The organism is Caballeronia sp. PC1 (assembly GCF_021353155.1).
GTDB classification, from domain to species: domain Bacteria; phylum Pseudomonadota; class Gammaproteobacteria; order Burkholderiales; family Burkholderiaceae; genus Caballeronia; species Caballeronia cordobensis.
In genome coordinates this window covers 1,605,518-1,630,703 of record NZ_JAJUBH010000002.1, presented here as the reverse complement: position 1 = coordinate 1,630,703, position 25,186 = coordinate 1,605,518, and the positions used below count along the sequence as shown (strand labels likewise).

Annotated in this window: 22 protein-coding genes; 13 read left to right on the top strand and 9 right to left on the bottom strand. The window is 62.1% G+C overall.

Annotated elements, in window-relative coordinates:
- The first annotated feature begins 97 nt into the window (after positions 1-97).
- Positions 98-736, top strand: a complete 639-nt coding sequence (locus LY284_RS23495; protein ID WP_233388132.1) for a YceI family protein — start codon at positions 98-100, stop codon at positions 734-736.
- A 28-nt stretch (positions 737-764) separates the two neighbouring features.
- On the opposite strand, the gene tdh is transcribed toward LY284_RS23495, so the two are convergent.
- Both tdh and LY284_RS23485 read right to left on the bottom strand, forming a co-directional pair.
- Positions 765-1,796, bottom strand: coding sequence for an L-threonine 3-dehydrogenase (tdh, locus tag LY284_RS23490; protein WP_045452530.1), 1,032 nt, complete (start codon positions 1,794-1,796; stop codon positions 765-767).
- 100 nt (positions 1,797-1,896) lie between these two features.
- Complete coding sequence (locus LY284_RS23485) at positions 1,897-3,099, bottom strand: glycine C-acetyltransferase (RefSeq protein WP_233388131.1); 1,203 nt, start codon at positions 3,097-3,099, stop codon at positions 1,897-1,899.
- A gap of 155 nt (positions 3,100-3,254) precedes the next feature.
- Here LY284_RS23485 and LY284_RS23480 point away from each other — a divergent pair, with 155 nt between their 5' ends.
- Positions 3,255-3,857, top strand: a complete 603-nt coding sequence (locus tag LY284_RS23480; RefSeq protein ID WP_233388130.1) for a helix-turn-helix domain-containing protein — start codon at positions 3,255-3,257, stop codon at positions 3,855-3,857.
- A 117-nt stretch (positions 3,858-3,974) separates the two neighbouring features.
- Here LY284_RS23480 and LY284_RS23475 read toward each other — a convergent pair whose 3' ends face one another.
- Entirely contained in the window at positions 3,975-4,163 is a 189-nt protein-coding gene (locus LY284_RS23475; RefSeq protein ID WP_014251556.1) for a CsbD family protein, read from the bottom strand.
- A 266-nt stretch (positions 4,164-4,429) separates the two neighbouring features.
- On the opposite strand from LY284_RS23475, the gene LY284_RS23470 reads away from it, so the two are divergent.
- On the top strand, positions 4,430-4,786 hold the full coding sequence (locus tag LY284_RS23470) for a DUF2471 family protein (RefSeq protein WP_014251555.1): 357 nt from the start codon (positions 4,430-4,432) through the stop codon (positions 4,784-4,786).
- Positions 4,787-4,854: 68 nt separating this feature from the next.
- Here the strand turns inward: LY284_RS23470 and LY284_RS23465 are convergent, their stop codons facing one another.
- Positions 4,855-6,297 (bottom strand): DUF2252 domain-containing protein, encoded by a 1,443-nt coding sequence (locus tag LY284_RS23465; RefSeq protein ID WP_233388129.1) that lies wholly within the window; start codon positions 6,295-6,297, stop codon positions 4,855-4,857.
- Positions 6,298-6,483: 186 nt separating this feature from the next.
- Between LY284_RS23465 and LY284_RS23460 the strand changes: the two genes are divergently transcribed.
- Complete coding sequence (locus tag LY284_RS23460; protein ID WP_233388128.1) at positions 6,484-7,524, top strand: tyrosine-type recombinase/integrase; 1,041 nt, start codon at positions 6,484-6,486, stop codon at positions 7,522-7,524.
- Between the two features lie 15 nt (positions 7,525-7,539).
- Here the strand turns inward: LY284_RS23460 and LY284_RS23455 are convergent, their stop codons facing one another.
- Complete coding sequence (locus tag LY284_RS23455) at positions 7,540-8,739, bottom strand: DNA-binding protein (RefSeq protein ID WP_233388127.1); 1,200 nt, start codon at positions 8,737-8,739, stop codon at positions 7,540-7,542.
- 1,730 nt (positions 8,740-10,469) lie between these two features.
- Here LY284_RS23455 and LY284_RS23450 point away from each other — a divergent pair.
- Positions 10,470-11,834: a replication initiation protein gene (locus LY284_RS23450; RefSeq protein WP_233388126.1), complete on the top strand. Its 1,365-nt coding sequence runs from the start codon at positions 10,470-10,472 to the stop codon at positions 11,832-11,834.
- Positions 11,835-11,885: 51 nt separating this feature from the next.
- On the opposite strand, the gene LY284_RS23445 is transcribed toward LY284_RS23450, so the two are convergent.
- Positions 11,886-12,950 carry a ParB/RepB/Spo0J family partition protein gene (locus tag LY284_RS23445; protein WP_233388125.1) on the bottom strand — a complete coding sequence of 355 codons (1,065 nt, stop codon included), beginning with the start codon at positions 12,948-12,950 and terminating at the stop codon, positions 11,886-11,888.
- Between the two features lie 24 nt (positions 12,951-12,974).
- Positions 12,975-13,637 (bottom strand): ParA family partition ATPase, encoded by a 663-nt coding sequence (parA, locus tag LY284_RS23440; RefSeq protein WP_045452505.1) that lies wholly within the window; start codon positions 13,635-13,637, stop codon positions 12,975-12,977.
- Positions 13,638-13,988: 351 nt separating this feature from the next.
- Between parA and LY284_RS23435 the strand changes: the two genes are divergently transcribed.
- The gene (locus LY284_RS23435) at positions 13,989-16,409 is read left to right on the top strand and encodes a GNAT family N-acetyltransferase (protein ID WP_233388124.1); all 2,421 of its coding nucleotides are present in this window, start codon (positions 13,989-13,991) and stop codon (positions 16,407-16,409) included.
- A gap of 60 nt (positions 16,410-16,469) precedes the next feature.
- Here the strand turns inward: LY284_RS23435 and LY284_RS23430 are convergent, their stop codons facing one another.
- Both LY284_RS23430 and LY284_RS23425 read right to left on the bottom strand, forming a co-directional pair.
- Positions 16,470-17,015: a hypothetical protein gene (locus LY284_RS23430; protein WP_233388123.1), complete on the bottom strand. Its 546-nt coding sequence runs from the start codon at positions 17,013-17,015 to the stop codon at positions 16,470-16,472.
- Positions 17,016-17,109: 94 nt separating this feature from the next.
- Positions 17,110-17,886 (bottom strand): IclR family transcriptional regulator, encoded by a 777-nt coding sequence (locus LY284_RS23425; protein WP_053569700.1) that lies wholly within the window; start codon positions 17,884-17,886, stop codon positions 17,110-17,112.
- A gap of 239 nt (positions 17,887-18,125) precedes the next feature.
- Between LY284_RS23425 and LY284_RS23420 the strand changes: the two genes are divergently transcribed.
- The 7 genes from LY284_RS23420 to LY284_RS23390 are packed head-to-tail and all read left to right on the top strand — an operon-like array spanning position 18,126 to position 25,159.
- A complete protein-coding gene (locus tag LY284_RS23420; protein ID WP_375294280.1) occupies positions 18,126-19,127 on the top strand; it encodes a sugar ABC transporter substrate-binding protein in 1,002 nt (333 codons plus the stop codon).
- Complete coding sequence (locus tag LY284_RS23415) at positions 19,124-20,629, top strand: sugar ABC transporter ATP-binding protein (RefSeq protein WP_045455389.1); 1,506 nt, start codon at positions 19,124-19,126, stop codon at positions 20,627-20,629. The genes LY284_RS23420 and LY284_RS23415 overlap by 4 nt, the downstream gene beginning before the upstream one ends.
- Entirely contained in the window at positions 20,619-21,641 is a 1,023-nt protein-coding gene (locus LY284_RS23410) for an ABC transporter permease (protein WP_233388122.1), read from the top strand. Before LY284_RS23415 ends, LY284_RS23410 begins: the two co-directional genes overlap by 11 nt.
- A 9-nt stretch (positions 21,642-21,650) precedes the next feature.
- Positions 21,651-21,968, top strand: coding sequence for a UxaA family hydrolase (locus LY284_RS23405; RefSeq protein WP_014251542.1), 318 nt, complete (start codon positions 21,651-21,653; stop codon positions 21,966-21,968).
- Between the two features lie 8 nt (positions 21,969-21,976).
- The gene (locus tag LY284_RS23400) at positions 21,977-23,245 is read left to right on the top strand and encodes a UxaA family hydrolase (protein ID WP_233388121.1); all 1,269 of its coding nucleotides are present in this window, start codon (positions 21,977-21,979) and stop codon (positions 23,243-23,245) included.
- Positions 23,246-23,279: 34 nt separating this feature from the next.
- Positions 23,280-24,329 (top strand): aldo/keto reductase, encoded by a 1,050-nt coding sequence (locus LY284_RS23395; RefSeq protein ID WP_233388120.1) that lies wholly within the window; start codon positions 23,280-23,282, stop codon positions 24,327-24,329.
- Positions 24,326-25,159 carry an amidohydrolase gene (locus LY284_RS23390; RefSeq protein ID WP_233388119.1) on the top strand — a complete coding sequence of 278 codons (834 nt, stop codon included), beginning with the start codon at positions 24,326-24,328 and terminating at the stop codon, positions 25,157-25,159. Before LY284_RS23395 ends, LY284_RS23390 begins: the two co-directional genes overlap by 4 nt.
- Positions 25,160-25,186 lie beyond the last annotated feature (27 nt).

The window sequence follows — 25,186 nt, the reverse complement described above, 5'->3', positions numbered from 1 at the left end:
GGGTGAGCAGGCGAAAAGCGCGTGACGGTCTGGGCACGTTTGTCCGTTCTCGGCGAAACTTGTCGAAGTTCTAATTTTTATTTCGAGGCAACGCGCGATGAAGTTTTATAAGCGTCTGATTGCGTTTCTGACGGCTACCGCGTTGATGGCATGTACGCCGTTGCAGGTGGTGACGCATCGCGTATCGCCGAACGAAGCGAGCGTGCCGCCGGGGCGTTATCAACTCGATCCGCATCACTGGAACGTGAGCTTCGACGTCGATCATTTTCACTACTCGCGCTTCGTCATCCGATTCGACAAGGTGACGGCGCAACTCGACTGGAATGCGGACGGCATGTCCGGCAGTTCGGTGCGCGCGGACATCGATACGTCGAGTGTCAATACCAACGTGCCGCTGCTCGATCGCATGCTGAAAGGGCCGGACATGTTCGATGTCGCGCGCTATCCGGCCATTGTGTTCACGAGCACGAGTTTTCAGCGCACTGGCGACGACAAGGGCGTACTGACCGGCGATCTGACGATACGCGGGACGACGAAACCGGTCACGCTGAACGTGACGTTCAACGGCCACGCGGTCAATCCGCTCACGAAGCAGGAAACGCTGGGGTTCTCAGCCGACGGACATTTCAGCCGTGCCCAGTTCGGATTGACGACGTGGTATCCGGCCGTGGGCGACGATGTGCACGTCGCCATTCAAGCGGAGTTTTCGAAGGCGCCCGCGCAGCCGGCGCAATGATGCGCGTGTCGGCTGTCGGGCGCGTCTTTCAGGCCTCTGTCCAGTCGAGCACGACCTTGCCGCTGTTGCCGGAGAGCATCGTATCGAACGCGCGCTGATAGTCGTCGACGGGAAAGGTGTGCGTGAGGATCGGCGACAGATCGAGGCCGCTTTGCAGCATCGCGACCATCTTGTACCAGGTTTCGAACATCTCGCGCCCGTAGATGCCTTTGATCTCGAGCCCCTTGAAGATGACCTTGTTCCAGTCGATCGCGGTTTGCGCCGGCGGAATGCCGAGCAGCGCGACCTTGCCGCCGTGGTTCATCGACTCCAGCATGGCCGTGAATGCGCTCGGGACGCCGGACATTTCCAGCCCCACGTCGAAGCCCTCGGTCATGCCGAGTTCGCTCATGACGTCGCGCAATTCCTCCCGGGCGACGTTGACGGCACGCGTCGCGCCCATCTTGCGGGCGAGTTCGAGGCGATACTCGTTGACATCGGTGATGACGACATTGCGCGCGCCGACATGCCGTGCGATCGCCGCGGCCATCACGCCGATCGGGCCCGCGCCGGTGATCAGCACGTCCTCGCCGACGAGATTGAACGACAGCGCGGTATGCGTTGCATTGCCGAACGGATCGAAGATCGCGGCCAGATCGTCGGAGATATCGGGAGGAATCTTGAAAGCGTTGAACGCCGGAATCACGAGATATTCGGCGAACGCGCCTTCGCGGTCCACGCCGACGCCAACCGTATTGCGGCACAAATGACGGCGACCGGCGCGGCAGTTGCGACAGAATCCGCAGGTGATGTGCCCTTCGCCCGACACGCGATCGCCGATGGCGAATCCGCGCACTTCCTGGCCCATCTCGACAATCTCGCCGACATATTCGTGACCGACATGCATGGGCACGGGAATCGTCTTCTGCGCCCACTCGTCCCACTTCCAGATGTGGATGTCGGTGCCGCAAATGGCAGTCTTCCGGATACGGATGAGCACGTCGTTGTGGCCGACATCGGGCCGCTTCACGCGCGTCAAGGTAAGGCCGGGCGCGCGTTCGAGTTTGGCTAGGGCTTTCATTGCGTTTGGATCCTGACGTTTGGTCTTCGTAGTGATGCTGAGAAGAGCGCGGGTTCGTGGCCCGGCCTTTCTTTATGCGCATAAAGTCCGGAGACGGTGCTCAACGGATGACGCCGAGCGACCGGCCGACGCGAGAAAACGCATCGACCGCGCGATCGATCTGTTCCGGCGTATGCGCGGCACTCATCTGCGTGCGGATGCGCGCGCGTCCCTTCGGCACGACGGGGTAGGAAAAGCCGATCACATAGACGCCTTCGTCGAGCAGCGCATCGGCCATCTTCGATGCGAGTTGAGCGTCGCCAAGCATGACCGGAATGATCGGATGCTCGCCGGGAACGAGGTCAAAACCGAGAGCGGACATCGCGCGGCGGAAGTGCGCACCATTCTCGCGGACGCGTTGACGCAAGCTTGCGCCTTCGCTGCTGGCGAGCAGTTCGAGCACTTTGAGCGAAGCGGCCGCGATACTCGGCGCGAGCGTGTTCGAAAAGAGATACGGCCGGCTTCGCTGACGCAGCAGTTCGATGACTTCCTTGCGGGCAGCGACATATCCGCCCGATGCGCCGCCGAGCGCCTTGCCGAGCGTGCCCGTGATGATGTCCACCCGATCCAGCACACCGCAGTGTTCCGGCGTGCCGCGCCCGTTTTCTCCGATGAAACCGACGGCGTGCGAATCATCGACCATCACCAGTGCGCCGTAGCGGTCCGCAAGATCGCAGATGCCAGCAAGGTCGGCGATGATCCCGTCCATCGAAAACACGCCGTCTGTCGCGATCAGCTTGAAGCGCGCTCCTGCTGCGTCCGCTTCCTGAAGCCGCGCTTCGAGATCCGCGAGATCGTTGTTCTTGTAGCGCAGACGCCGCGCTTTGGAGAGACGCACGCCATCGATGATGCTGGCGTGATTCAATTCGTCACTGATGATCGCGTCTTCTTCGGTCAACAGCGTTTCGAAAAGACCGCCGTTCGCGTCGAAGCAGCTCGAATAAAGAATCGAGTCCTCGGTTCCGAGAAATTGTGCGATTGCCTGTTCGAGTTCCTTGTGCACGGTTTGCGTCCCGCAGATGAAGCGCACGGATGCCATGCCGAACCCGTCGGCGTCGAGTCCGGCTTTCGCGGCGTCGATAAGACGACGATCGTCCGCAAGTCCGAGGTAATTGTTCGCGCAGAAGTTGAGGACGTCGCTCCCGTTCGCCAGCCGGATATCCGAGGACTGCGGGCTCGCAATCACGCGCTCCGTTTTGTAGAACCCTGCGGCGCGTATCTCGTCGAGCGTCGAGCGCAAATGGGAAAGGTATCGGTCTTTCATCGCAATCCTTGTTCTTGACGTGCTCATGCATCCGCGTGCTTTGCTGCTCGCGCCGCGGCCCATAGCCCTGTTATAGTGCATTCATCGCATCGGACATGTTCGATATTTCGAACAAATTTCCAGTATGCCGAACACTCTAAGGGATTAGTCGAGTCATGGCAAGCACGGGTTCACAGGAAAAAGCAGGCGAATTCAGCGCGGGCGGTGCGGCGCCGCCGCGCGTCGGGGAAATCATTCAGCGATTGCGCAGCGAACGGAAACTTACGCTCGATGATTTGTCACGAGCTGCGGGGGTGTCGAAATCGATGCTGTCGGAAATCGAGCGCGACAAAGCCAATCCGACGATCGCGGTCGCCTGGAGATTGACCAACGCGCTCGGTATCAGCCTCGATCAGCTCTTCACGCAGCAAAGGCCGGCCGAAGCCATACGTGTCGCCGGTCCACACGAGATACCGACCTTGAGCGGCGACAACGGCGGCTATCAGTTGCGCGTGTGGGGCCCGATAGAACTCGCCGGCAAATTCGAATGGTACGAACTCACGTTACAGTCGGGCGCGGCGCTCGCGTCGAATGCGCATGAGCCGGGCACGCGTGAGCATCTCACGGTCTTGAACGGTTCAATCGAAGTGGAAAGCTCGGGCACGACTCGTCGGCTCAAGAGTGGTGAGACCGCGCGATATGCGGCAGACGAAGCGCACGCGATTCGCAACGTGGGGCGCGCTGAGGCGAAGGCGCTGCTGGTGGTGATCCACGGCTGACTTTATGCGCATCAAGTTCGGGCAGCAGCACCGCCGGCCCAAAGAAAAACGGGACACGCAAAAAGCGTATCCCGTCTCAAATGCGACGCCTAAACTCCTGCGCCGCCGTGCCCGTCCTTACGGGTTCTTCTTGATGCTGTCCTTCAGATCTTCTTTCGCATCGCCGACGCCTTTCTGGACTTTGCCCGCTGCCTGCTGCATATCGCCCTTGGCTTCCTGAGCCTTGTCGCCCGTCATCTTGCCGACGCCTTCGTTGATCTTGCCCTTGACCTGCTTGCCAACGCCTTCGACTTGATCCTTGTTCATTGCAGTTCTCCCGTGGTTTGCAGTGCGATCGGCCGCGCTGTGCCGTCGAACGAATGCAGAAAAGCGTCTGCGCGTTCCGCTCAGGTGATGTCCCAAGCATGGCTCTAAGATGCGCTTCGTTCGCCAACGCGCATAGTCGTGCGCGTCTGAAAGGCACGTAGGCGGAATCGCACATACACCCGGGTCGACTAGCGAGACGCTATTTTCATTGCAACAAGTACTGTATATTTGTACAGTACAATAAGACCAGTTGGAAGGGGTGGATCATGGAGTCGAATGGCGAAAATCTGAGCAAGAGGCAATTTGCCCGTGCTGTGCGCGACCTCGAACGCATCACGCGTCAGATTGCGGGACGTTACATCGACAAGGGCGTGCCGCTGACTTGGCGGCTGCTGCACGCAATCGAAGCGGAGGCCGTAGCAGACCTCGGCTTCGCCGGGCGGCATGAAGCGACATTGCGCGAACTATTCGCGCGTCCCGACGACTTTCATTTCCCTGAAACCGACGACGTAGTCGACGTCGCGTCCTCCGACGCCTTGCCCGCCGTATTCGCCTTCGCCGTGGACGCCTACGAGCGCGCCGCACGACACGGTCGACCGCAACTCGCCATCGCAGCGCACTGACGCGCATCCCGGGCACGCGGGCGATCCGCGTGCCGAACCTAGGTCATTTCATCTCGCAACGGACATCGTCAGGGCGCGAAATCGGCCGACATGTCAGCGTCGGACCGCGCTTCGAGCCTGCCATCCCTGCATGCCGCGCGAAACACCTCGTAGTCCTTTTCCACCTGCTCCGCATAGTTGCGTCCGTAGCGCACGAGCACTTCCGCCATGCGATCGCTGTTGCCGAGATAGCCCGAAATCTCCGGTGCGCGTCCGCCCGATTTAGCGTGCGCGCGGGCGAGCGCCCAGCCGCACATCGCGGCGTACTCGCGAAAAACGTCATCGGTGAAGGTCTCGAATTCGGCGGAAATTTTCATGTCGCGCAACTGGCGGATGTAGAGCGAGCGTCCGAGCGGGCCCGTCGCCCAGCCAAGAAACGGGTCGGTCGCCGCCTGCATGAGGCGCTGTCCGTGAACGACGCGATGACCGTCGTGTTCGGGATCGTGAGTGTCTTTGTCGTTGTCTTTATCCCTGGCGTGCTTCGCGTATCGCGCGACGACCGATGTCGACGCCTCCTTCATCTGCAGGAAGAGCGGCTGGTCGTGGGCATCGGTAAGCAGCAGAACGAGGCAGCGCGTGCCGACGCTGCCTACGCCGACCACCTTGAAAGCGACGTCCTGTAACGTGAACTGCGATAAGAGCCGTGCGCGCTCGGGCGTCAGCGTCTCGACATACTGCCGCACGAGCGCCGCAAAAATCTCCTCGCGGCTGCCTTTGAGCTTCATCCATTCGTCGTTCTTATCGATCAGTGTGTTCTTGCCGCGAACATGAAACACAGCGGGGGGCGCATCGCGGATGCGCCACGTGCCGCCCGTTCGATCCGCCACCTTCGGCAGCATGGTCTCGTGGGTGCGGCGCGAGGCACGCTCGATGCCGCGCTTGATGCGCCGCCGCGCGTCATCGCTCTGCACGGCGGCGTACATGCGATCGAACGTGATGCGCTCGTACCAGAGATCGAGCACGCTCATTTCAGCGTACTCGCGCATATGCATCTGATAGCTGCGCGCGGCGAGAAAAGCGAAGTCGTCGGCCGCAAGATCGCCGTGACCAAGTTGACGCCCGGCGATCGTGAAACTCGCGACCAGGCGCTTCACGTCCCATTCCCAAGGGCCATGCGCCGTTTCGTCGAAGTCGTTGAGATCGAAGATCAGCGCGCGCTCCGGCGTCGCGAACCCGCCGAAATTCGACAGATGGCAGTCGCCGCAAATCTGAATTGCGATGCCGCTGTCCGGCGTCGCGGCCAGATCGTGCGCTTGCAGGATCGCGCTACCGCGATAAAACGTGAACGGCGACACGAGCATGCGGCCATAGCGCAGCGGAACGAGCGCTTCGACGCGCCCTTTGCTGCTCGATCGCAGCAGTTCGATGGGATCGCGGTCGATATCGCCGATCGCCTCGTGCACGCCCCGTGGTGTGCGCTCGCGCGCAGCGCGTCCGATCGCGCGGCGTTCCTGCCAGGATTGCTGGGCCATCGTTCACTCCAGTATGCGCATGAGCGCGAAGGTGGAAGGAAGCCGCATAGACGACAGTAGTCGACAAACCCTGCGCCCAGCAAGACGGTTATCGACACTTCGATGAACACCCTCGCTTGACGTGAGTCGCACGAAGCCCGACCCTGTCCGCAGTGCCATACAGTAGGCGATGCGCCTCCCGACACCATGCCGAACACTTCCGATCTCTTCGACCAACAGCGCGCCGACTGGCAAGCCGATCCGCACGCCGCTTTCGACGCGTGGCTGGCGCAGCAGGCGTTCCGCGCGTCATCGGCCGATGTGTATCGTGCGCAGTGGGGCAACTTTCTCGAATGGCTAAGCGCGAAGCGTGCGACGCTGCATACGGTGCAGCGTCCCGTTATCGAGCAGTTTGTCGCGCAACTGGATATCCGGCGTCCGCAGCGCATGCGCTATCTGAGGCTGATCGAGCGCGTGCTGGATCACGTGCGCGAAGTGGAATCGGCGGCGACGAATCCGGCGCGCTTCATCGCTCAGGACGGCAACGCCGCGTGGCGCAAGGCGCGCGACAACGAACCGACCGGCTTTCTGACGCACGACGAACGCGCGCTGCTCGTCGCGCATTTGTTCTCGCCGATCGGCGCGTTACCGGCCGGACAGCGCTGGCGTGAGCGGCGCGATCGGGCGTTGGTCGCCGTCTTTCTCGGCGGGGGCGTGAAAACGGGCGAAGCGGCCCAGTTGGCGATCGATTGCTACGCGCCGGGCGCACCGTACATCACGGTGGATGCATCGAATCCGTTGCTGATCCGGCAGGCACGGCTCGCGCCGTTCGCCGTCGAGTTGCTCGAGAACTGGATCAGCGAACGCAAGACGGCCGGTATCGCTGGCGAACTGCTGTTTCCCGCCGCGCCTTCGGGTCGCTCCATGCACAAGGCGACGATGCTGCGCGCGATCGATGCGGTCGTGGCGGCGTCGGGCATGGCCGCGTCGCGCGTTGCGCGCGCGAGCCCGCAGACCTTGCGCAACACCTACGCCGCGGAACTGTTCGAAGACGGAACGGACCCCGATCGCGTCGGGCAATGGCTCGGTTTCCAGCAGACGATCTCGGTCCACCGTCTGCATCGCGCATGGCAGGACTGGATGGGTGAGCAAATACGGGAGCGGGATCTTGCGCAAGCGCGCGCCGGCGCGGCTGCAGACGCAGGCTCGCCGAGCCCGATCGACGGTCCCGAAAACACTCACCTTTGATGCGCTGCGATCCGATCAGAGGACGTCGGCACGAGCGGATCGATTGAACCCTTCGACAGCCGCGAGCTTCGACGACACCGCGCCCGAGGTTCGCTCGCAATTCGGGCAGGACAGTTCATACTCGTCTTCGTGACGCTGCAACTCGGGTTCCGCGAGTTCGCAGGCAGGGCAAACGGCGGGTGCGGCGACATGCGCATCGAGCTGCGTGCCCAGAGCGGCGATTTCGGCGGCGCTCAGGCGTCCCTCCGCGGCCATCGACACGATCAACGCGCCGACTTCGGCGCTCGCGCCGGACTGCACCCGTTGCGCATCGCGTTCGCGAATGAGTGCATCGATCTCGTCCGACTGCTCCCGAACTTGCGATTCGAGCCGGTCAGCACGACTTCTGGCGGCGCTAAGTTGTTGAATGAAATCGAATTCTTTCTGACTCGCGTCGCGAGCGCCCGCCTGATAGGTGGCGGCCATGCCGCGCAGGGAATCGAGCTCCACCAGCATCGGCCGTACGCGCCGCTCGGCTTCCTTGACGGCGTCCTTGATCTGCTGGGCGTAGTGTTCCGTGTTCTGACGCAGATCGCTCTGCAGTTCATCGACACGGTCGCGAAGTCGCGCCGTCGAAGCCTGTTCCTCGCGAAGGCGCACCGACAGCGCCTCGCTTTCCTTTTCCCAGCGTTCGATGACCTCGCGCAAGCCCGCGTGAGCCTCCGATCCCTGATCGCGCAGCGCCTTCAGTTCCGCTTCGAGTGCCGCGATCCGGGCCGCGCCGGCTTCGGCGCGCGCCTCTGCGCGCTGATGAGCCTGCTCGATAGCCTCGCGACGAATATCGGCCTCGTGGATCTGGGCCTGCGCCGATGCGAGCGTGGCGTCAAGACGAGTTTTGTCGTCGGTTAGGGAAGCGCGCGCCTGGCGTTGTGCCTCGTTGTATAGCTCACCCAATAATTCGCCGGCGCGCTCCTGCAATGACGCCGGGATCGCGCCAGTGTCGATCCGCTGGCGCAACGATGAACGCAAGCCGGCCCAGAATGCTTCGATGTCTTTCGGAATGTCGCTCGCGCTGCCTGTTTGCGTGAATTCGCGGACGATCGTTACCGAAGGGCGGATGCCCAAGTCAAAGAAAAGGCGCTTACATGTGTGCTGCGAAAGATCCTGCCGCCGTGCGCCGGCGGACCGCATTACGTCGAGTTCCTGACGTAAGGCTTCGCGAATATTATGTTCCATGCTGAGGCTGCGGCAGTTTTAACGTGACAATCATAACGTTTTACGTGTCATGCGTTACGAATAACATCGGTCTAGCTGGTCGGACATCTCCATGACCGCATTTGATGCGTCTAGAAGCCATTTGCTTACGCGCCGAAGGGATTTCCGTGAAACATCCTTAGCTTGCTTTGGCAAACGCTTGATTTTGCTAAGATTTTAGTCTGATTCGAGCTAAATGTGCTTGTTTCACGAGCTCACTGTTGGATGGAGTCTTATCGGAAGACACATCGTCACTTGAGAGTATTAGAAGTAAACACCCTTGAATCCCTTTAAAAACAGTTAACGCCAGGCGGAAGCCTTGTCCCACAAGGGTTTGCGGGATGCTAGGTGAGATTGTCCGGGACCTATGGTGAAGCTCTCCGGGAGACATCGGTGATGAGCTTCGGGGCGCTTGGTGAGGACTCGCGGGAAGCATCGTGAGCGGATTCGGGGACAGTCCGTAATGCTAAGGTGAGCGTTTTCGGGACGTCTGTTTGCTGATCGCGTTGACTGATGGGGGTGGACCGGACCGCCCCTGGCTCTTGAAGGTGAGATCATTCGGGATCACGGCGGAGGGGTCTTTTATCAATCAATTTCGGTTGTTTTTACCGATTGGTGAGATTCTCCGGGGCAGAATCGGTTCGTAGGGTGAGGCTTTTCGGGCGCTGTGAGCGGGATTTCCCAAAAGCGGTGCGTTCCGCACGGCCAAAGGTGAGCTTTTTCGGGGCGTAATAGCCGTCGACGGACGTTTTGCGCCGGCCAGTTCGACGCTTCGCCTTGGATTTATTGCCAGTCTTAGGCCTGAGGTGAGGTTTTTCGGGGGCCGAGAGAGTGCCACTTCCGCTTCCCTTCGTGCCTAGCGAGTTATGGAAAGGTGAGCATCTTCGGGAACACCTTCTACGAGCAGATCGCGCGGCGCCAAATGTCCGAAAGCGCCTCGCCACAAAATCCTCGATAAAACAGCCAGTTAGTCAGTGTTTTCTTTCGGCACCTTCGCCATCGGTGAGTAAATTCGGGAGCAGCCAATAAGCGCGGGCGCCGGGCCCTGAAGTCGCACGGTGAGCATTTACGGGAATCCGCTTACTCGGAGCGACGCTAAGAAAGCGAGATAAGTGCCTGATAGACTGAGACTTCTCCACAGCGACGCGCAAAGGTGAGTATTTGCGGGAGGGCACGGATAAGGCTTTTCAGGGCGCGAAATATAGCGATGAAAGCCGTATCGGTGAGGTTTTACGGGACTATTACGCCTCAACAAGGCTAGGTTCAGCCGGCGCGCAGCCTGATTGTGCAGCCTCGATGGCGTGAAAGGTGAGGCTTTTCGGGGAGTCGCGCATGTCGCCAACGTGCGCGTGATCGATTCAATCGATGGGAGGGCAGCGGTGACCTCCTAAAGTGACAGGACTGGCTCGCTGTCGCGTTGTCTCTCATGTGCAACACGTCATTCCCTAGGCCAAAAAAATTTTGCGGTGAGGGTTTTCGGGACGCTCTCAAAGCGTCGTGGAATACGCGAAAACATCGCGCAATCCGTTTACCCGCGCGGATACTGCAAATATGAGATGGCGTCGATCGGTGAGTGGTGAGGGTTTACGGGAGCGCACCGCAGTGAGCCTGTGCGATGAGTTCCGTATCACCGTACGACGGTGAAGACACCCCTATAGACGCGGTTCACCCCAGTCGGTATCCTTCGTCGCAATATCGATCCCGACCATCGCATGGCCACCAAGCGCGCAAAGAAAACCGACGTTGTCAGCCCGAGCTCGGCGGAATTGCGCAAGGCGGTCGAGGCCATCGCGATCCAGCCCAAAAGCGGCAAAATCACGCTGCTGACCCGAAAGCTCTTCAATGTGCTGCTCGCGGTCGCCCAGCAAGCCGATGAATCCGGTGACACGTACCGTGCGCTGCTTTCGGACATCGTCGCGAATTCGGCGTTCGACTCGAACGATACTGCGCTCGTCAAAGAACATCTGCGCCGCATGGTGTCGGTGCAGGTCGAGTGGAGCACCGGCACATCGAGCCAGAAGCCGGGCCGGAAGTGGGGCATTTCGACGTTGATCGCCGATGCGGAAATTCTGGAAGACCCGACGACCCGCCGGGTATGGGTCGAATTTTCCTTCGCGCCGAAAATCAAAAAGAAGCTGCTCGATCCGGTCCAATACGCGCGTCTGAGCCTGCAGTTTCAGAGTCAGTTGCGCAGCAGCGCGGGCCTCGCGCTCTACGAAATCTGCGTTCGCTATCTCACCAATCCCAGTCATTTGACGATGCGCGAAACCTGGGAATGGTGGCGGCCGATCCTTTCCGGCACGCCCGACACCGAAGCCGGCGACGAAGCCAAGCGCGAATACAAATACTTCAAGCGTGATTATCTGCGTCCCGCGATCGCCGAAGTGAACGCGGTGACGAACATTTTCGTCGAGTTGGTGGAGCATCGCGAGGGAAGGCGCGTCGCGGAGATCCAGTTCCGCGTGACCGAGCGCAAGCAGCCGATGCTCGCGCTCGACGAGCATCCGAACGTGTTCGACAGCACGCTCGTCGATCGGATGGTCAAGATCGGCATTCCCCTCAAGGACGCTCAGACGCTGTATGCGGACAGCGAAGAGAACCGCATTCGCGCAGCGCTGCAAATGACCGAGCAACGGATGCGAAGCACGTCCTTACCGCCGGTCCGAAGCGCCGCGGCGCTTTTCAAGGACGCGCTCAAGAAGGGCTATGCGCCGCCGGTCGAGGCGTTGCCGCCTGCGACAACGGGCGCGCCGGCACGTGTGCCGGGCGCCGCCGCAGCAGCGGCTGACGATCTCAAGGCTCGCTTGCTGAGCGAATTTTCCGCCTATCGTCGCAAGGAAGCGCGCGTGCTGTACGACGAGCAAGGTGAGGAAGAACGGGAGCTCGCACGTCAGTCGTTCGAGGATGACGTGCTGCCGGGGCTGGGCACGCACATGCGCGACGATTGGCGCAAGCGCGGCCTGGATTCGAAGCTTGCCGAAACGTCGTTCTTCGACTGGCTTGCTCGAAAGACGTGGGGCGAGCCCACGGACGGCGACTTGCTGGCATTCACATTGAGTCAGTCGCGCGCGGGTTAATGCTGCAGACGTCGTGACCACCGCAAGAAAGCACGGTGGTCGCCTATCACTTCACTTCTTCGACTCGACGGGCTGAAGCATCGACTCGATCTGATGCAGTATTTCGTCACGCTTTTCGCGCGACAAGCCGCGCAAGCGCAGTTCGAGACGGTCCTCGCCATACGATTTGAGGTCGCCGACCGCGACGCCGTCGAGTTTGATCTCGAGGCGCTGCGCATAGCGTTGGCGACTCGGCGTCTTCGGGGTGTCCTGCGCGCTTGCGCGTCCCTTGACGATATCGGCGACCTGGCGCGTGCTCAGATCGTCCGACGTGATCTTGTTGATGAGACGCAGCGTGGAGTCGCTGCCGCGAGCGGCGTGGTATCGGGCGATCTGGTAGGCCATGTTGGAGCCGAAGCGGTCCGGCCGCGCGACCATCTCATGCATGACGTTCTCAGGCAGCTTGGCGATGGACAACGCCACGGCGATCGTCGATTCGTCGAGGCCCAGATGATCCGCGAGCTCACGTTGACTCTGAAAGTGATGCTCGTCGAGGAAGCGGCGCCAGACCACGGCATTGTCGAATACGGTCTGCGAGTCGCGCTGAACGTTCAGGTCGTAGCCTAGCTTGTAGCTTTGAATACCAATAGGCAGGTCGACGACCACCGCCTTGACGGTTTCCTTGTTCGCCTCTTTCAGTGCTCGGACGCGACGCCCTCCATCACTGACGAAGAACGTTCCCGGATTCTCGTAGTCGGGAATGACGTGAATGGCCTGCTGCTGGCCTTGCTTTGCCAGATTGACGGCCAGTTCCGCAATCGAGGACTTCAGATAGAAATGGCGCGGGTTGAACGGGCTGGTCTTGATCGATTTCAGCGGAAGCTCGATCACTTGCCCCGCTGCATAGCGATTCGCGCGTCGCCACGCCCGATATTCGTCGGACTCGAGATCGGTCGCGCTAACGTTTTGCTCGTCGGCGACAAATGCGCTCGACCGGCCGTTCGCCGCGATCTGTCCCACGTGCTGAAGATCCACGATGCCATCGATCGCGTTGAGACGATCAAGTGCCGTGCGCTTTTCGCTGCTCGTCGAATCGGGGCGGGCCTTGAAGCCCTTTGCAAACTGGGACGGTTTCATTCAGGGTCCTTTATGCGCATAAAGTCAGGAGAGGATGTCGAGGATTTCGTCAGCCACGGCGCGGATCTCCGTCGCAGCGAGGCGCGACCCGCGATCACTCATCTGCAGAACGGTCTGCCCGAGCGCCATCGCCTGCTTGTAGCACTCGCGTGTGGGAATCTGCGTTTTAAGCAAAGGAAAGCCAAGCTCCTCAAGCGCAACCTTGAGTTCACGCGTGAGCATGCGCTTCTCTTCGGTCTTGTTCAGAAGGAAGACGGCGCGCAGGTCTTCGTTCATCACCTGCGCTTGTTGAACGAGCTTGACCAGGCCGACACTCGACCAATAGTCAGCCGGCGACGATGAAGTCGGAATCACCGCGACACTCGCCGCGAGTAGTACGACGCCCGACACCTTCTCGGTAATCGACGGCGGGCAATCGACCACGATGAACTCATAGTCGTTGACGAACTTCTTGATCTCACGATGGATCTGCCCACCCGCTTCAGAAAGATTGACGACGGGAAAAGGAATTCCGCTAGCGCCATCCGATGCAGCGCTCGACCAATGGATCAACGTGTTCTGTCCATCCGCGTCGACTACGAGCACGCGCTTCTTCTTTTCGTGAAGGGCTGCACCGAGATGCATTGCGATCGTGCTTTTGCCGACGCCGCCCTTTTGCTGCGTGATCGCTATGATTTCCGCCGCCACGTTTTACTCCGAAATTAAAGTTTGTTGAATTCTACATTGGCATTTCTATTTTTCCAGTGAAAATAACAACAAATCACGCGCGTTAGCCATTCGGCCTAGTTTTATGCGCATAAAGTCGGTGCGTCGCACGAATTTTCGATTAGACCCAGTTCGACGAACGTGGTCCGCGCGACTTTATGCGCATAAAGTCAGCGGCGATTTCGCTCGCGGGAAGGCCCCCGTTGAAAACCCGTTTCGCAACAGCGCGCGCCCTTGCCCGATGCCACGAACCTTTGCCGTTGACGTCATCACCTGCAAAACAAAATCGCCTATGCTAAGCGCTGTCTAATCGCCGCCTGTGCCGGAGCTGTCATGACCGTTCGCAACCTGGACATTCTGTTCGCCCCGAAATCGATTGCGGTCGTCGGCGCCTCATCGCGCGCAGGGAGCATCGGCGAGATGGTGTGGGCGCGTGCTTCATGCGCCGGCTTCGAAGGATCGCTTTGGCCCGTCAATCCAAAACACGCGTCGCTGGGCGGTGAGAAGGTTTATGCCGATATCGACGACCTGCCTGAAGCACCTAACATTGCGGTGCTCTGCACGCGACCGCATACGTGGCCGGATCTCGTCGAACGATTGGGTCGCCGTGGGACGAAAGCGGTCGTGATCGTCGGCGAGGCGACGCCGCGCGGTGGGCTATCTGCATCGCGACAGGACGATCTGCAAGGCGCCGATGAATGGACCGCTCGCACGCTCGCCGCCGCCCGCCCTTTCCTCGTGCGCGTCGTCGGTCCCGCCAGTCTTGGCGTAGTGACGCCCGCCATCGGTGCGTGCCCCGGCGCGCCCGCGTGCAACGTCAAATCGGGCGGCGTCGCCTGGGTATCCGGATCGAACGCATTGACGAACGGCGTGCTCGGCTGGGCGCGTGCACGTGGGCTCGGCTTTTCACGAATCGTCGCCCTCGGCGATGAAGCCGATGTCGATTCCGGCGACATCCTCGATTTTCTCGCCAGCGATGCGTCGACGCGCGCAATCCTACTAGCGGTCGAAACCGTGCGATCGGCGCGCAAGTTCATGTCCGCCGCGCGCGCTGCTGCGCGGAACAAGCCAGTGCTCGTGCTTCGAACCGGTCGCGACGATCCGTTCGATCGACTCTACGGCGCCGCTTTCCGTCGCGCTGGCCTCGTGCGCGTCGATTCACTCGACGACTTGCTCGACGAAATCGAAACGCTCGGCATCGGTCGCGTCGCGGCGAGCGATGTCGCGACCGTCGTCACAAGCGATCGCGGCGTCGCGGCACTCGCGCAGGATGCGTTTGGCGCAGCGGGCGATGACCTCGCGCAATGGCCTACTGCGGCGCGCGATGCAATTGCCTCCGCGCTGCCCCGCGCGCGTGCGGGAAACCCGCTTCTGCTTGGCGATGCGGCCACGCCCGCCGATTTCGGCGCAGCGCTCGAAGCACTAGCGTCGCACCGCGAGACCGGCACCGTGTTCGTCGTACATGCGCCGACTCACAGCGCGCCCGTCGCTGACGTTGCGCGAACGTTGATTGCCGAGCGGCGCCATGCCTATCGAGGATTGCTGGCGTGCTTCTTCGGCTGCGTCGATGCTGCTACGCGCGATGAATTGCACGCGAACGGCATTCCCGTGCATACGACACCGCATCGGCTCGCGCGCGGATTCGCGCGTCTCGTCGATTTTCGGCAAGGGCGCGAGTTATTGATGCAGACGCCCGACGGGCTTCCCGCCGACATACCCGAAGACATCAATGCCGCGCAACGCGACATTCGAGATGCGCTCGAAAACGGCGTCGCGGAATTGAACCGTGAACGTGCGGCGCGTGTGCTTGCCCGCTTCGGCATCACGGTGAAGCCAGGACCGCCGGACTCGCTGACCAGCGATGCCGTCGAAATTCAGACTCGCCTGCTCAACCATCGCGTATTCGGTCCGGTGTTCGAGTTCAAAGCGGAAGGCGCGCTCGGGCTCGCCGACGCCCTTCACGAGTTCGCATTGCCGCCGCTCAATCCCACGCTGGCGCGCGATCTCGTCATGCGGTCGCCGCGCTCACGCGAATTGCCCGCCGACTCGCTGCTCAATTCGCTGACGGCGCTGTCGCAACTCGTTTGTTATATCGAAGAAATCGTTGCCTTGCGGCTCATCCTGCGCGTGACGCGCGATTCGGTTGCCGTTCACGAACCGCAACTTACACTCGGCGCGCATCGCAAGCCTCTCGCGATCGTGCCGTATCCGCGCTGCCTCGAAGAGACGCTCGACTGGCGCGGTATGCGCATCACCGTGCGTCCGATTCGTCCCGAAGACGAAGAGGCGCATGCTGCGTTCGTTGCGGCGAATACCGCCGAGGACTTGCGCCTGCGCTTCTTCGGCGCAGTGCGCAGCTTCGATCATTCTCAACTCGCGCGCATGACGCAGATCGACTATGACCGCGAGATGGCGTTGATCGTGACGCGGGCGAACGGTGACGGCATGAACGAAACGCTCGGTGTAGCCCGCGCGATCGCCGATCCCGACAATGAGACCGCCGAATTCGCGGTAGCCGCGCGTTCGGATATGAAGGGAAAGGGATTGGGAGCGCTTCTGCTATCGCGCATCATCGAGTATGCGACGAAGCGCGGCACGCGCTGGATGATTGGCGAGGCGCTGCGCGAGAACGCCGGCATGATCGCGCTGGCGCGCAGCAAGGGTTTCGAGTTGACGAAGACCGAAGACCCGGGCGTCGTCGGCTTCAGATTGCGACTGTGCGAGACGCCGTCGCCTTCGACTTTACGCGCATAAAGTCGGAGGCGGCGGAGCCGTCCGGCTTTATGCGCATAAAGTCCCGGTGAACCCCTCGCGTCACGCTGCCAGCTTACCCAGCGCTTCATCGACGTGAGCACGCGACAACGCAAGCTCGTCGAGCAACGCTTCGGTGTACGTAGCGCCTGTCTCCTTCTCGAGCCGCGCGATGGTCAACGCGCAGCGCGACGTGTCCTTCAGCGTTGCGATGAACGGCTTCACCGATTGCCCCGACGTGAACGCTTCGAACAGCGGCACACGAATCTCATCGGGCAGCGCACGCGAAGTCCATTGATAGGGCTTTCCGTTGTGCGTCAGTTGCGGCGGCAGCGTGCGTTCTTTCTTTGCGGCCGGAATCAAGCCAAAGGTACGCGCCGCATCGCCGATTTGCTCGGCCGAAAAAAGTTCGTCCGGCGTGATATCGAACTGCGCAATATGGGCTTCGATTGCCTGCATTGCGGCCGCGCGATCGTCGCGCTTTTTCTGCGCACGCGCGACGATCTCGCGCAGTTCATCGGCTTCGTCGGACGTGATCGTGAAGTTCGCCTGCTTTTGCTGAAGTTCGCTGAAGCGGAGGAATTCGGAGTCGGAAAGGAGTTTCGCCATCGGGGAATGCGTCGGATTGAATGCGGCCACGCGGAATTACGGCGCGCCGCCATTTTGAGAGGGCCGCTATTCTAACGCGCGCAACGCACGACGGTCAGTCGTGCATCATCGAAAGCGACGCGGCGGCGTCCTTCAGCAGCGCAGTGACGTCATCGATGGACGGCGCAACGTATTCATCGATGCGGCGCATGTAAGGACAGGTGAGGGCGGCGATCGCCTGCCCCGACGGTCCGAGCAGCGGAAACGTCACGTCCGTCACGCCGAAGGTCTGCTGACTGTCTTTCTTCGAATAGCCGATTTCGCAGATCTGCCGGTAGTCGGCATCCAGCACCGCGCGATCGAGCGCAAGTTCGCCTTTGACCTTCGTATGTTCGGCGAGCATGTGCTCGCGCTGTTCGCCGGTTTGAAAAGCGAGCATCACACGGCCCGAGCCAGTGTCGATCAATCCGACGCGCGAACCGAGCCGCACCGAGATGCCCCAGGTTCCGGGCCCGTCCACTTGAGCGATGACGAGCAGATTGCCGCGATCGTAGACGGCGAGATGCACCGATTGTTCGGCAGCGTCGGCGAAACGCTGCATGACGGGCAGCGCCTCGGCGATCAGGCGATTCATCGGCGGATGTCGATGCGCAAGCGCATAGAGCTTGAGGCTCAGCGAATAACGATCGCCCTCCGGCGAACGCACCACATATTGGCGCGCGACGAGCCGCTCCAGCATCCGATACATCTCGCTCGCATTGCGCCCGAGCATTTTCGTGATTTCCGCGCGCGTCAGCCCCGATTTCTGCTCGGACAGCAATTCGAGGATATCGAGTCCCTTGTCGAGCGCGGGCGCGCGATAGCGATCGGCATCGTTGTCTTCAACATCCATGTGCAGTCTGGGTCGATTCATGAGTTGGCGCCGAGTTTAAGCCTTTTGTCAGTGAACGCCGATGCCGCCGGCGAAAACCAGGCTAGGGAAATTACCGATCGCCTCGTCGTCGGTCGTTCTTGACTTCGAATTGTGCGTATATGAATAATATGTTCACTGATGAATATATGCATCAAAAGTTTCCCGCAGCACCCCCACGTGGCAGTCACGAAGAACAGCACGTATTCAGGAGACAACGCATGAAGTTCACCAAGACGCTCGCCGTCGCCATCGCCACGGTCAGCACGATGGGCCTCGCCAACGCCGCCGATAGCGGCAAAGTCGGCCTGGGTCTGCCGCTGCTGACTTCGCCGTTCTGGCAGTCGTACAACAACTACCTGCCGAAATATGCGAAGGACATGGGCCTCGACATCCTCGCGCCCGTCAATTCGAACGGCGATCCCGCGCAGCAGATCACCGACATGAACAACCTGCTGAACCTGGGCGCGAAGGGCATCGTCGTCGGGCCGCTGGATTCGGCGGCGATCAGCCGCGCGCTCGATGCGTCGTCGGCGAAGAGCGTGCCGGTCGTTGCGGTCGATGTCGCGCCGACGCAGGGCAAGGTCGCGATGGTCGTGCGCGCCGACAACCGCGCGTACGGCACGAAGTCGTGCGAATACATCGGCGAACATGTGAAGTCGGGCAAGGTCGTGCAGATCATGGGCGATCTGGCGTCGGTGAACGGCCGCGACCGGTCGGAGGCGTTTCGCGAGTGCCTGAAGAAATATCCGTCGCTGAGCCTGCTCGAGATTCCGGCCGCGTGGAAGGGCGACGCCGCCGCGACGGCGCTCGACAGTCTGCTGACCGCGAATCCCGATGTGAAGGCGATCTACATGCAGGCAGGCGGCGTCTATCTGTCGCCGACGCTTCAGACGCTGCGCCGCAAGCAAATGCTCTTCAAGGCGGGCGATCCGAAGCACATCGTGATCGTGAGCAACGACGGCATTCCGCAGGAATATGACGCGATCCGCCGCGGCGAAATCGACGCGACCATTTCCCAGCCCGCCGATCTTTACGCGAAGTACGGCCTCTTCTATATCAAGGCGGCGCTCGCCGGACAGACCTTCAAGCCCGGTCCGACCGATCACGGCAGCACCATCGTTCAGCGCGCGCCCGGCATTCTCGAAGATCAGTTGCCCGCGCCGCTCGTGACGAAGACCAACGTCGACGACAAGTCCCTCTGGGGCAATACCGTCAAATGAGCGCGCCCGTCGTTGAAGCGCTCGGCCTGACCAAGCGTTACGGCTCTACCGCCGCGCTCGCCGACGTCACGATGCGTGTGCTGCCCGGCGAGTCCCACGCGCTCGTCGGGCGCAACGGCGCGGGCAAATCGACGCTCGTGTCGATGCTCACCGGCCTGCGCAAGCCCGACGCCGGCGAGATCCGCTTCGGCGGCCAGCCCGCGCCGCCGCTCGCGGACCGCGATGCGTGGCGCGAGCGCGTCGCGTGCGTCTACCAGCATTCGACGATCATCCGCGAGTTGTCGGTGGCCGAGAACCTCTTCATCAACCGGCAACATCGGCGTGGCGGCGTGATCGACTGGCGCGCGATGCGCCGCGACGCCCGCGCGCTGCTCGATCACTGGAAGATCGACGTGCGCGAGGACGCGCGCGCCGGCGATCTGACCGTCGAGGCACGGCAACTCGTCGAGATCGCGCGGGCGCTGTCGTACGGCGCGCGCTTCATCATTCTCGACGAACCGACTGCACAGCTGGACGGCGAAGAGATCAAGCGTCTCTTTAGGCGTATCGAAGAGTTGCAGACAGAAGGCGTCACTTTCCTGTTCATTTCCCATCACTTGCAGGAAGTGTACGAAATCTGTCAGGCGGTGACCGTACTGCGCGATGCGCGGCACATCGTCAGCGCGCCGGTCTCGGTGTTGCCGCGCGACAAGCTGATCGAAGCGATGACGGGCGAGCAGGGCGGTCTCGCCGTCGCCGATGCCGCCGCGCGTGCGCCTTTGCCCGCCGATGCGCCGATCGCGCTGTCCGTGTCCGACCTTTGCGGCGACGACTACGCCGGCGTCGGCTTCCAGGTGCGGCGCGGCGAAGTCATCGGCCTGACGGGCGCGACGACGAGCGGCCGCACGAGCGTGGCGGAAGCTATCGCCGGTTTGAAGGCGCAGAAGAGTGGCGCAATCCGCGTCGATGGCCGCGCGCTGCCACCCGGCGATGTGCCCGCCGCGCTCGCGAACGGCGTCGGTTGTGTGCCGAAGGACCGTCATCGCGAGGGTCTGGTGCTGTCGCAATCCGTCGCAGAAAACGCCTCGATGACCATCGCGCGCACGCTCGGCCGTTTCGGAATCGCCACGCCCGCGAAGAAAAACGCCTTCGGACGCCGCATGATCGCCGCGCTCGGCATCAAGACACCTGGACCCGACCACGAAGTGTCAGGCCTGTCGGGCGGCAATCAGCAGAAGGTCGTGATGGCCCGCGCGCTCGCCACCGATCCGAACGTGCTCGTGCTCATCGATCCGACCGCGGGCGTCGACGTGAAATCGAAGGAAGCGCTGCTCGGCGTCGTCGAACGCGTGCGCGAGGAAGGCAAGGCGGTGCTCGTCGTGTCCGGCGAGCTCGACGACCTGCGCACCTGCGACCGCGTGCTCGTCATGTTCCGAGGCGCGATCGCCGCCGAATTTCCTGCCGGATGGCAGGACCATGAACTCATCGCATCCGTCGAAGGAGTGAGTCTCCATGAAGCATGACGTTTCCAGTCCCGCGATGGCCGGCGTGCCGATGCAAAGGCAGCGCCCGCGCATCGAGCTCGCGCGTTTTCGCGATCTCGCGCTCGTGCCCGCGCTTGCGTTGCTGCTCGCGATCGGCGCGTTCGTCAGCCCGAGCTTTCTGACGCAGGCCAACCTGATCAGCATTCTCGGCGCGTCGGCGGCGCTCGCGCTCGTCGTGCTCGCCGAATCGCTGATCGTGCTGACGGGCAAGTTCGACCTGTCACTGGAATCGACGGTCGGCATCGCGCCCGCTGTCGGCGCGATGCTCGTGATGCCCGCGGCCTCATCGGGCTTCGGACCCGAATGGCCCGCGGCGGCCGGGCTTGCGGCGATCGTCGTCGTGGGCGCGCTGGTCGGTTTCGTCAACGGCTTTCTGGTCGTGCGGCTGCGGCTGAACGCGTTCATCGTCACGCTCGCGATGCTGATCGTGCTGCGCGGCATGCTCGTCGGCGCGACCAAAGGCGGCACGCTGTTCGACATGCCGCCGTCCTTCTTCACGCTCGCAACGACGCTCGTGCTCGGCCTGCCGCTCTCGGTCTGGCTCGCGGCGGTGGCGTTCGCGGTTGCGGCGTTCATGCTGCGCTATCACCGCCTCGGCCGCGCGCTCTATGCGATCGGCGGCAATCCGGAAGCGGCGCGCGCGGCGGGCATTCGCGTCGAACGCATTACGTGGGGCGTGTTCGTGCTGGGCAGCGTGCTCGCGTCGATCGGCGGCCTGATCGTCACGGGCTACGTCGGCGCGATCAACGCGAATCAGGGCAACGGGATGATCTTCACGGTGTTCGCTGCGGCGGTCATCGGCGGCATTTCGCTCGACGGCGGCAAGGGCACGATGCTTGGCGCACTGTCAGGCGTTTTGCTGTTGGGCGTCGTGCAAAACCTGCTGACACTTGCGCAAGTTCCGTCGTTCTGGATCCAGGCGATCTATGGCGCGATCATCCTCGGCTCGTTGATGGTGGCGCGGCTCGCGGGTGGCGAAGCGCAAAACTGAGAGACACACATGCAAGGAAACACCGATCCGCGCCTCATTCTGCTGAGCCCGGAAGACAACTGCCTGATCGCCGCCGCGCGTTTGCCGGCGGGCGAAACGCTGATGATCGAAGGCGCGCCGGTCACGCTCGCGACGACCATCGAACTCGCGCACAAGATCGCGCGGCGCGCGCTGTCGAAGGACGACAAGGTGCTGCGCTACGGCGCGATCATCGGTCACGTCAATGTCGATGTGGCGTGCGGCGAGCATCTGCATACGCACAATCTGGACAGCGACTACATTCCCACTTACACGCACGACGCCGGACACGCCTACGTGCAGCACTGAACACTTCCATGAACACTTCCGTACTGCAAGGCTATCTCCGCACGGATGGCCGCAAAGGAATCCGCAATGTCGTCGCGGTGGCGTATCTCGTCGAATGCGCGCATCACGTTGCGCGCGAGATCGTCGCGCAGTTTCGTCCTTCGTTCGACGATTTCGATGCCGCCGCGCACGATGACGCACCGCCCGTGCATCTGATCGGCTTTCCGGGTTGCTATCCGAATAGTTACGCGGAAAAGATGCTGGAGCGCATCTGCACGCATCCGAATGTCGGCGCGGTGCTGTTCGTGTCGCTCGGCTGCGAAAGCATGAACAAGCACTATCTCGCCGATGTCGTGCGCGCGAGCGGCCGCCCCGCCGCCGTGCTGACGATTCAGGAGAAAGGCGGCACGCGCAGCACGATCCAGAACGGGCTCGACTGGGTGCGCGAGGCGCGCGCGACGCTCGCCGCGCAACCCAAAGTGCCGATGGCGCTCGACGAACTGATCGTCGGCACGATCTGCGGCGGCTCCGACGGCACGAGCGGCATCACGGCGAATCCGGCGGTGGGCCGCGCGTTCGATGCGTTCATCGATGCGGGCGCGTCGTGCATCTTCGAGGAAACGGGCGAGCTCGTCGGCTGCGAGTTCCATATGAAGCGGCGCGCGGCGCGGCCCGAACTCGGCGACGCGATCGTCGAATGCGTGCAAAAAGCCGCGCGCTATTACACGACGATGGGCCACGGCTCGTTCTCGGTCGGCAACGCGGATGGCGGGCTGACGACGCAGGAAGAGAAATCGCTCGGCGCGTACTCGAAGAGCGGGGCATCGCCGATTGTCGGCATTATCAAGCCCGGCGACGTGCCGCCGACCGGCGGGCTTTATCTGCTCGATGTCGTTCCGGACGGCGAACCGCGCTTCGGCTTTCCGAACATCAGCGACAACGCGGAGATCGGCGAGCTGATCGCGTGCGGCTGTCACGTCATCCTGTTCACGACCGGGCGCGGTTCGGTGGTCGGCTCGGCGATCTCGCCGGTTATCAAGGTCTGCGCGAATCCGAACACCTATCGCAACCTGTCCGGCGACATGGACGTCGACGCCGGCCGCATCCTCGAAGGCCGCGCGACGCTCGACGAAGTAGGCCGCGAGATCGTCGACGTCACGCTCGCGGTGGCGGCGGGCGCGGCGTCGAAATCCGAGTCGCTCGGGCATCAGGAATTCATCCTGACTTACAAAACCTTCGAGCCGGTCGGCCCGGCGTGTTTGCCGGTCAGCGCGCGACGCGTTACTGTGGCGGCTTGAGTTTCGCCATCTAAAAATCATTCGAGGTTTGCAGATGACCGCAGGAACGCAAGAGGCAGTTTCCCGCCGGCGCAAGATCGGCCGCACCGCGCTCGACGTCACGGCGCTGTCGCTCGGCACCGCGCCGCTCGGCGGGCTGTATCACGAACTGACGGAAGACGAGGCGCGCGCCACCGTCGATGCGGCGTGGCAGGCCGGCATCCGCTTTTTCGATACCGCGCCGCATTACGGCCACACGAAGGCGGAACATCGTCTCGGCGATGCGTTGCGGCACTATCCGCGCGGCGACTTCGTGCTCTCGACCAAAGTGGGCCGGCGCTTCGTTCCGCGCACGATGCCCTACGACGGCAGCGAAGGCTGGGCCGCGCCGCTGCCGTTCCAGGCGATCTACGACTACAGCTACGACGGCATTCTGCGTTCTTTCGAGGACAGCCAGATGCGGCTCGGCATGATCGATATCGATATCGTGCTGATTCACGATATCGGCCGCGTCACGCACGGCGATGCGAACGCGCATTACTGGAAGCAACTGGTCGATGAAGGCGGATTTCGCGCGCTCGAAGAGCTGAAGCAATCGCGCGGCGTGAAAGCGGTCGGCCTCGGCGTGAACGAAGGCGCGGCGGTGCAGGAAGCGATGGCGGAATTCGATATCGATTGCGCGCTGCTCGCGGGCCGCTACACGCTGCTCGAACAAAATACCCTCGACGATCTATTGCCCGAATGCGAGAAGCGCGGCGTGAGCATCTTGCTCGGCGGCGCGTTCAACTCGGGCATTCTCGCGCGCGGTCTCGATACGAACGCGCACGGCGACCTCAAGTTCAATTACGGCGACGCGCCGAAAGAGGTCGTCGAACGCGTCGGCAAGCTGGAGCGCGTGTGCCGCGAACATGGCGTCGCGCTTTCGACGGCGGCCATCCAGTTTCCTTATGCGCATAAAGTCGTGGCCACAGTGCTGATGGGCGCGCGCACGCCCGGCGAACTGCGCGAGAACGCGGCATCGTTCGCGACGCCGGTTCCGTCCGCGCTGTGGGACGCGTTGCGCGCCGAAGGCCTGCTTCATGCGAGTGCGCCGGTGCCGCGATGAACATTGATGCGCACCAGCACTACTGGGACCCGGCGCGCGGCGATTATGGCTGGCTCACGCCGGAGATGAAGCCGCTGTATCGCGTCTTCGGCCCGGACGATCTCGCACCGCTGCGCAAGGCAACCGGCATAGAACGGACAGTCGTTGTGCAAGCCGCGCCGACCGTCGACGAAACGCGTTACTTGCTCGATCTCGCCCGCGCCGACGATTCGATCGCGGGCGTCGTCGGCTGGGTGCCGCTCGATTCGACCGATGCGGCATCGATCATCGACGAATTCGCCCGCGAGCCGAAGTTCAAGGCCGTGCGCCCGATGCTGCAGGATTTGCCCGACGATGCGTGGATCGAACACGCGCCGCGCGCGGACGCCGTCGAACGGCTGATCGATCTCGATCTCGCCTTCGACGCGCTGATTTTTGCGCGGCATGTTCCGTCGATCGTGACGTTCGCGGGGCGCTATCCGAAGCTCAGGATCGTCGTCGATCATGGCGCGAAACCGCCGATCCGCGATGGCGCCGAAGGCTGGCAACCCTGGGCCGACGGCATCGTGCAACTCGCCGCATTACCGCAAAACCTTCGCTGCAAACTTTCCGGTCTGGCGACGGAATCGAAGGAAAACTGGCGCGACGAAACCTTAAAACCTTACGTCGCGCATCTTCTCGAACATTTCGGACCGCAACGTCTGATGTGGGGCAGCGACTGGCCGGTGTTGAACCTGAACGGAAACTACCGCGACTGGCACGCCACCGCCCAAAACCTCACGTCGCATCTCGAAAAAGCCGATCAGGACGCGATTTTCGGCGGAAACGCCCGCGCGTTCTATCGTATTTGATCGGCTGCTATACCCGGCATGTCTCAA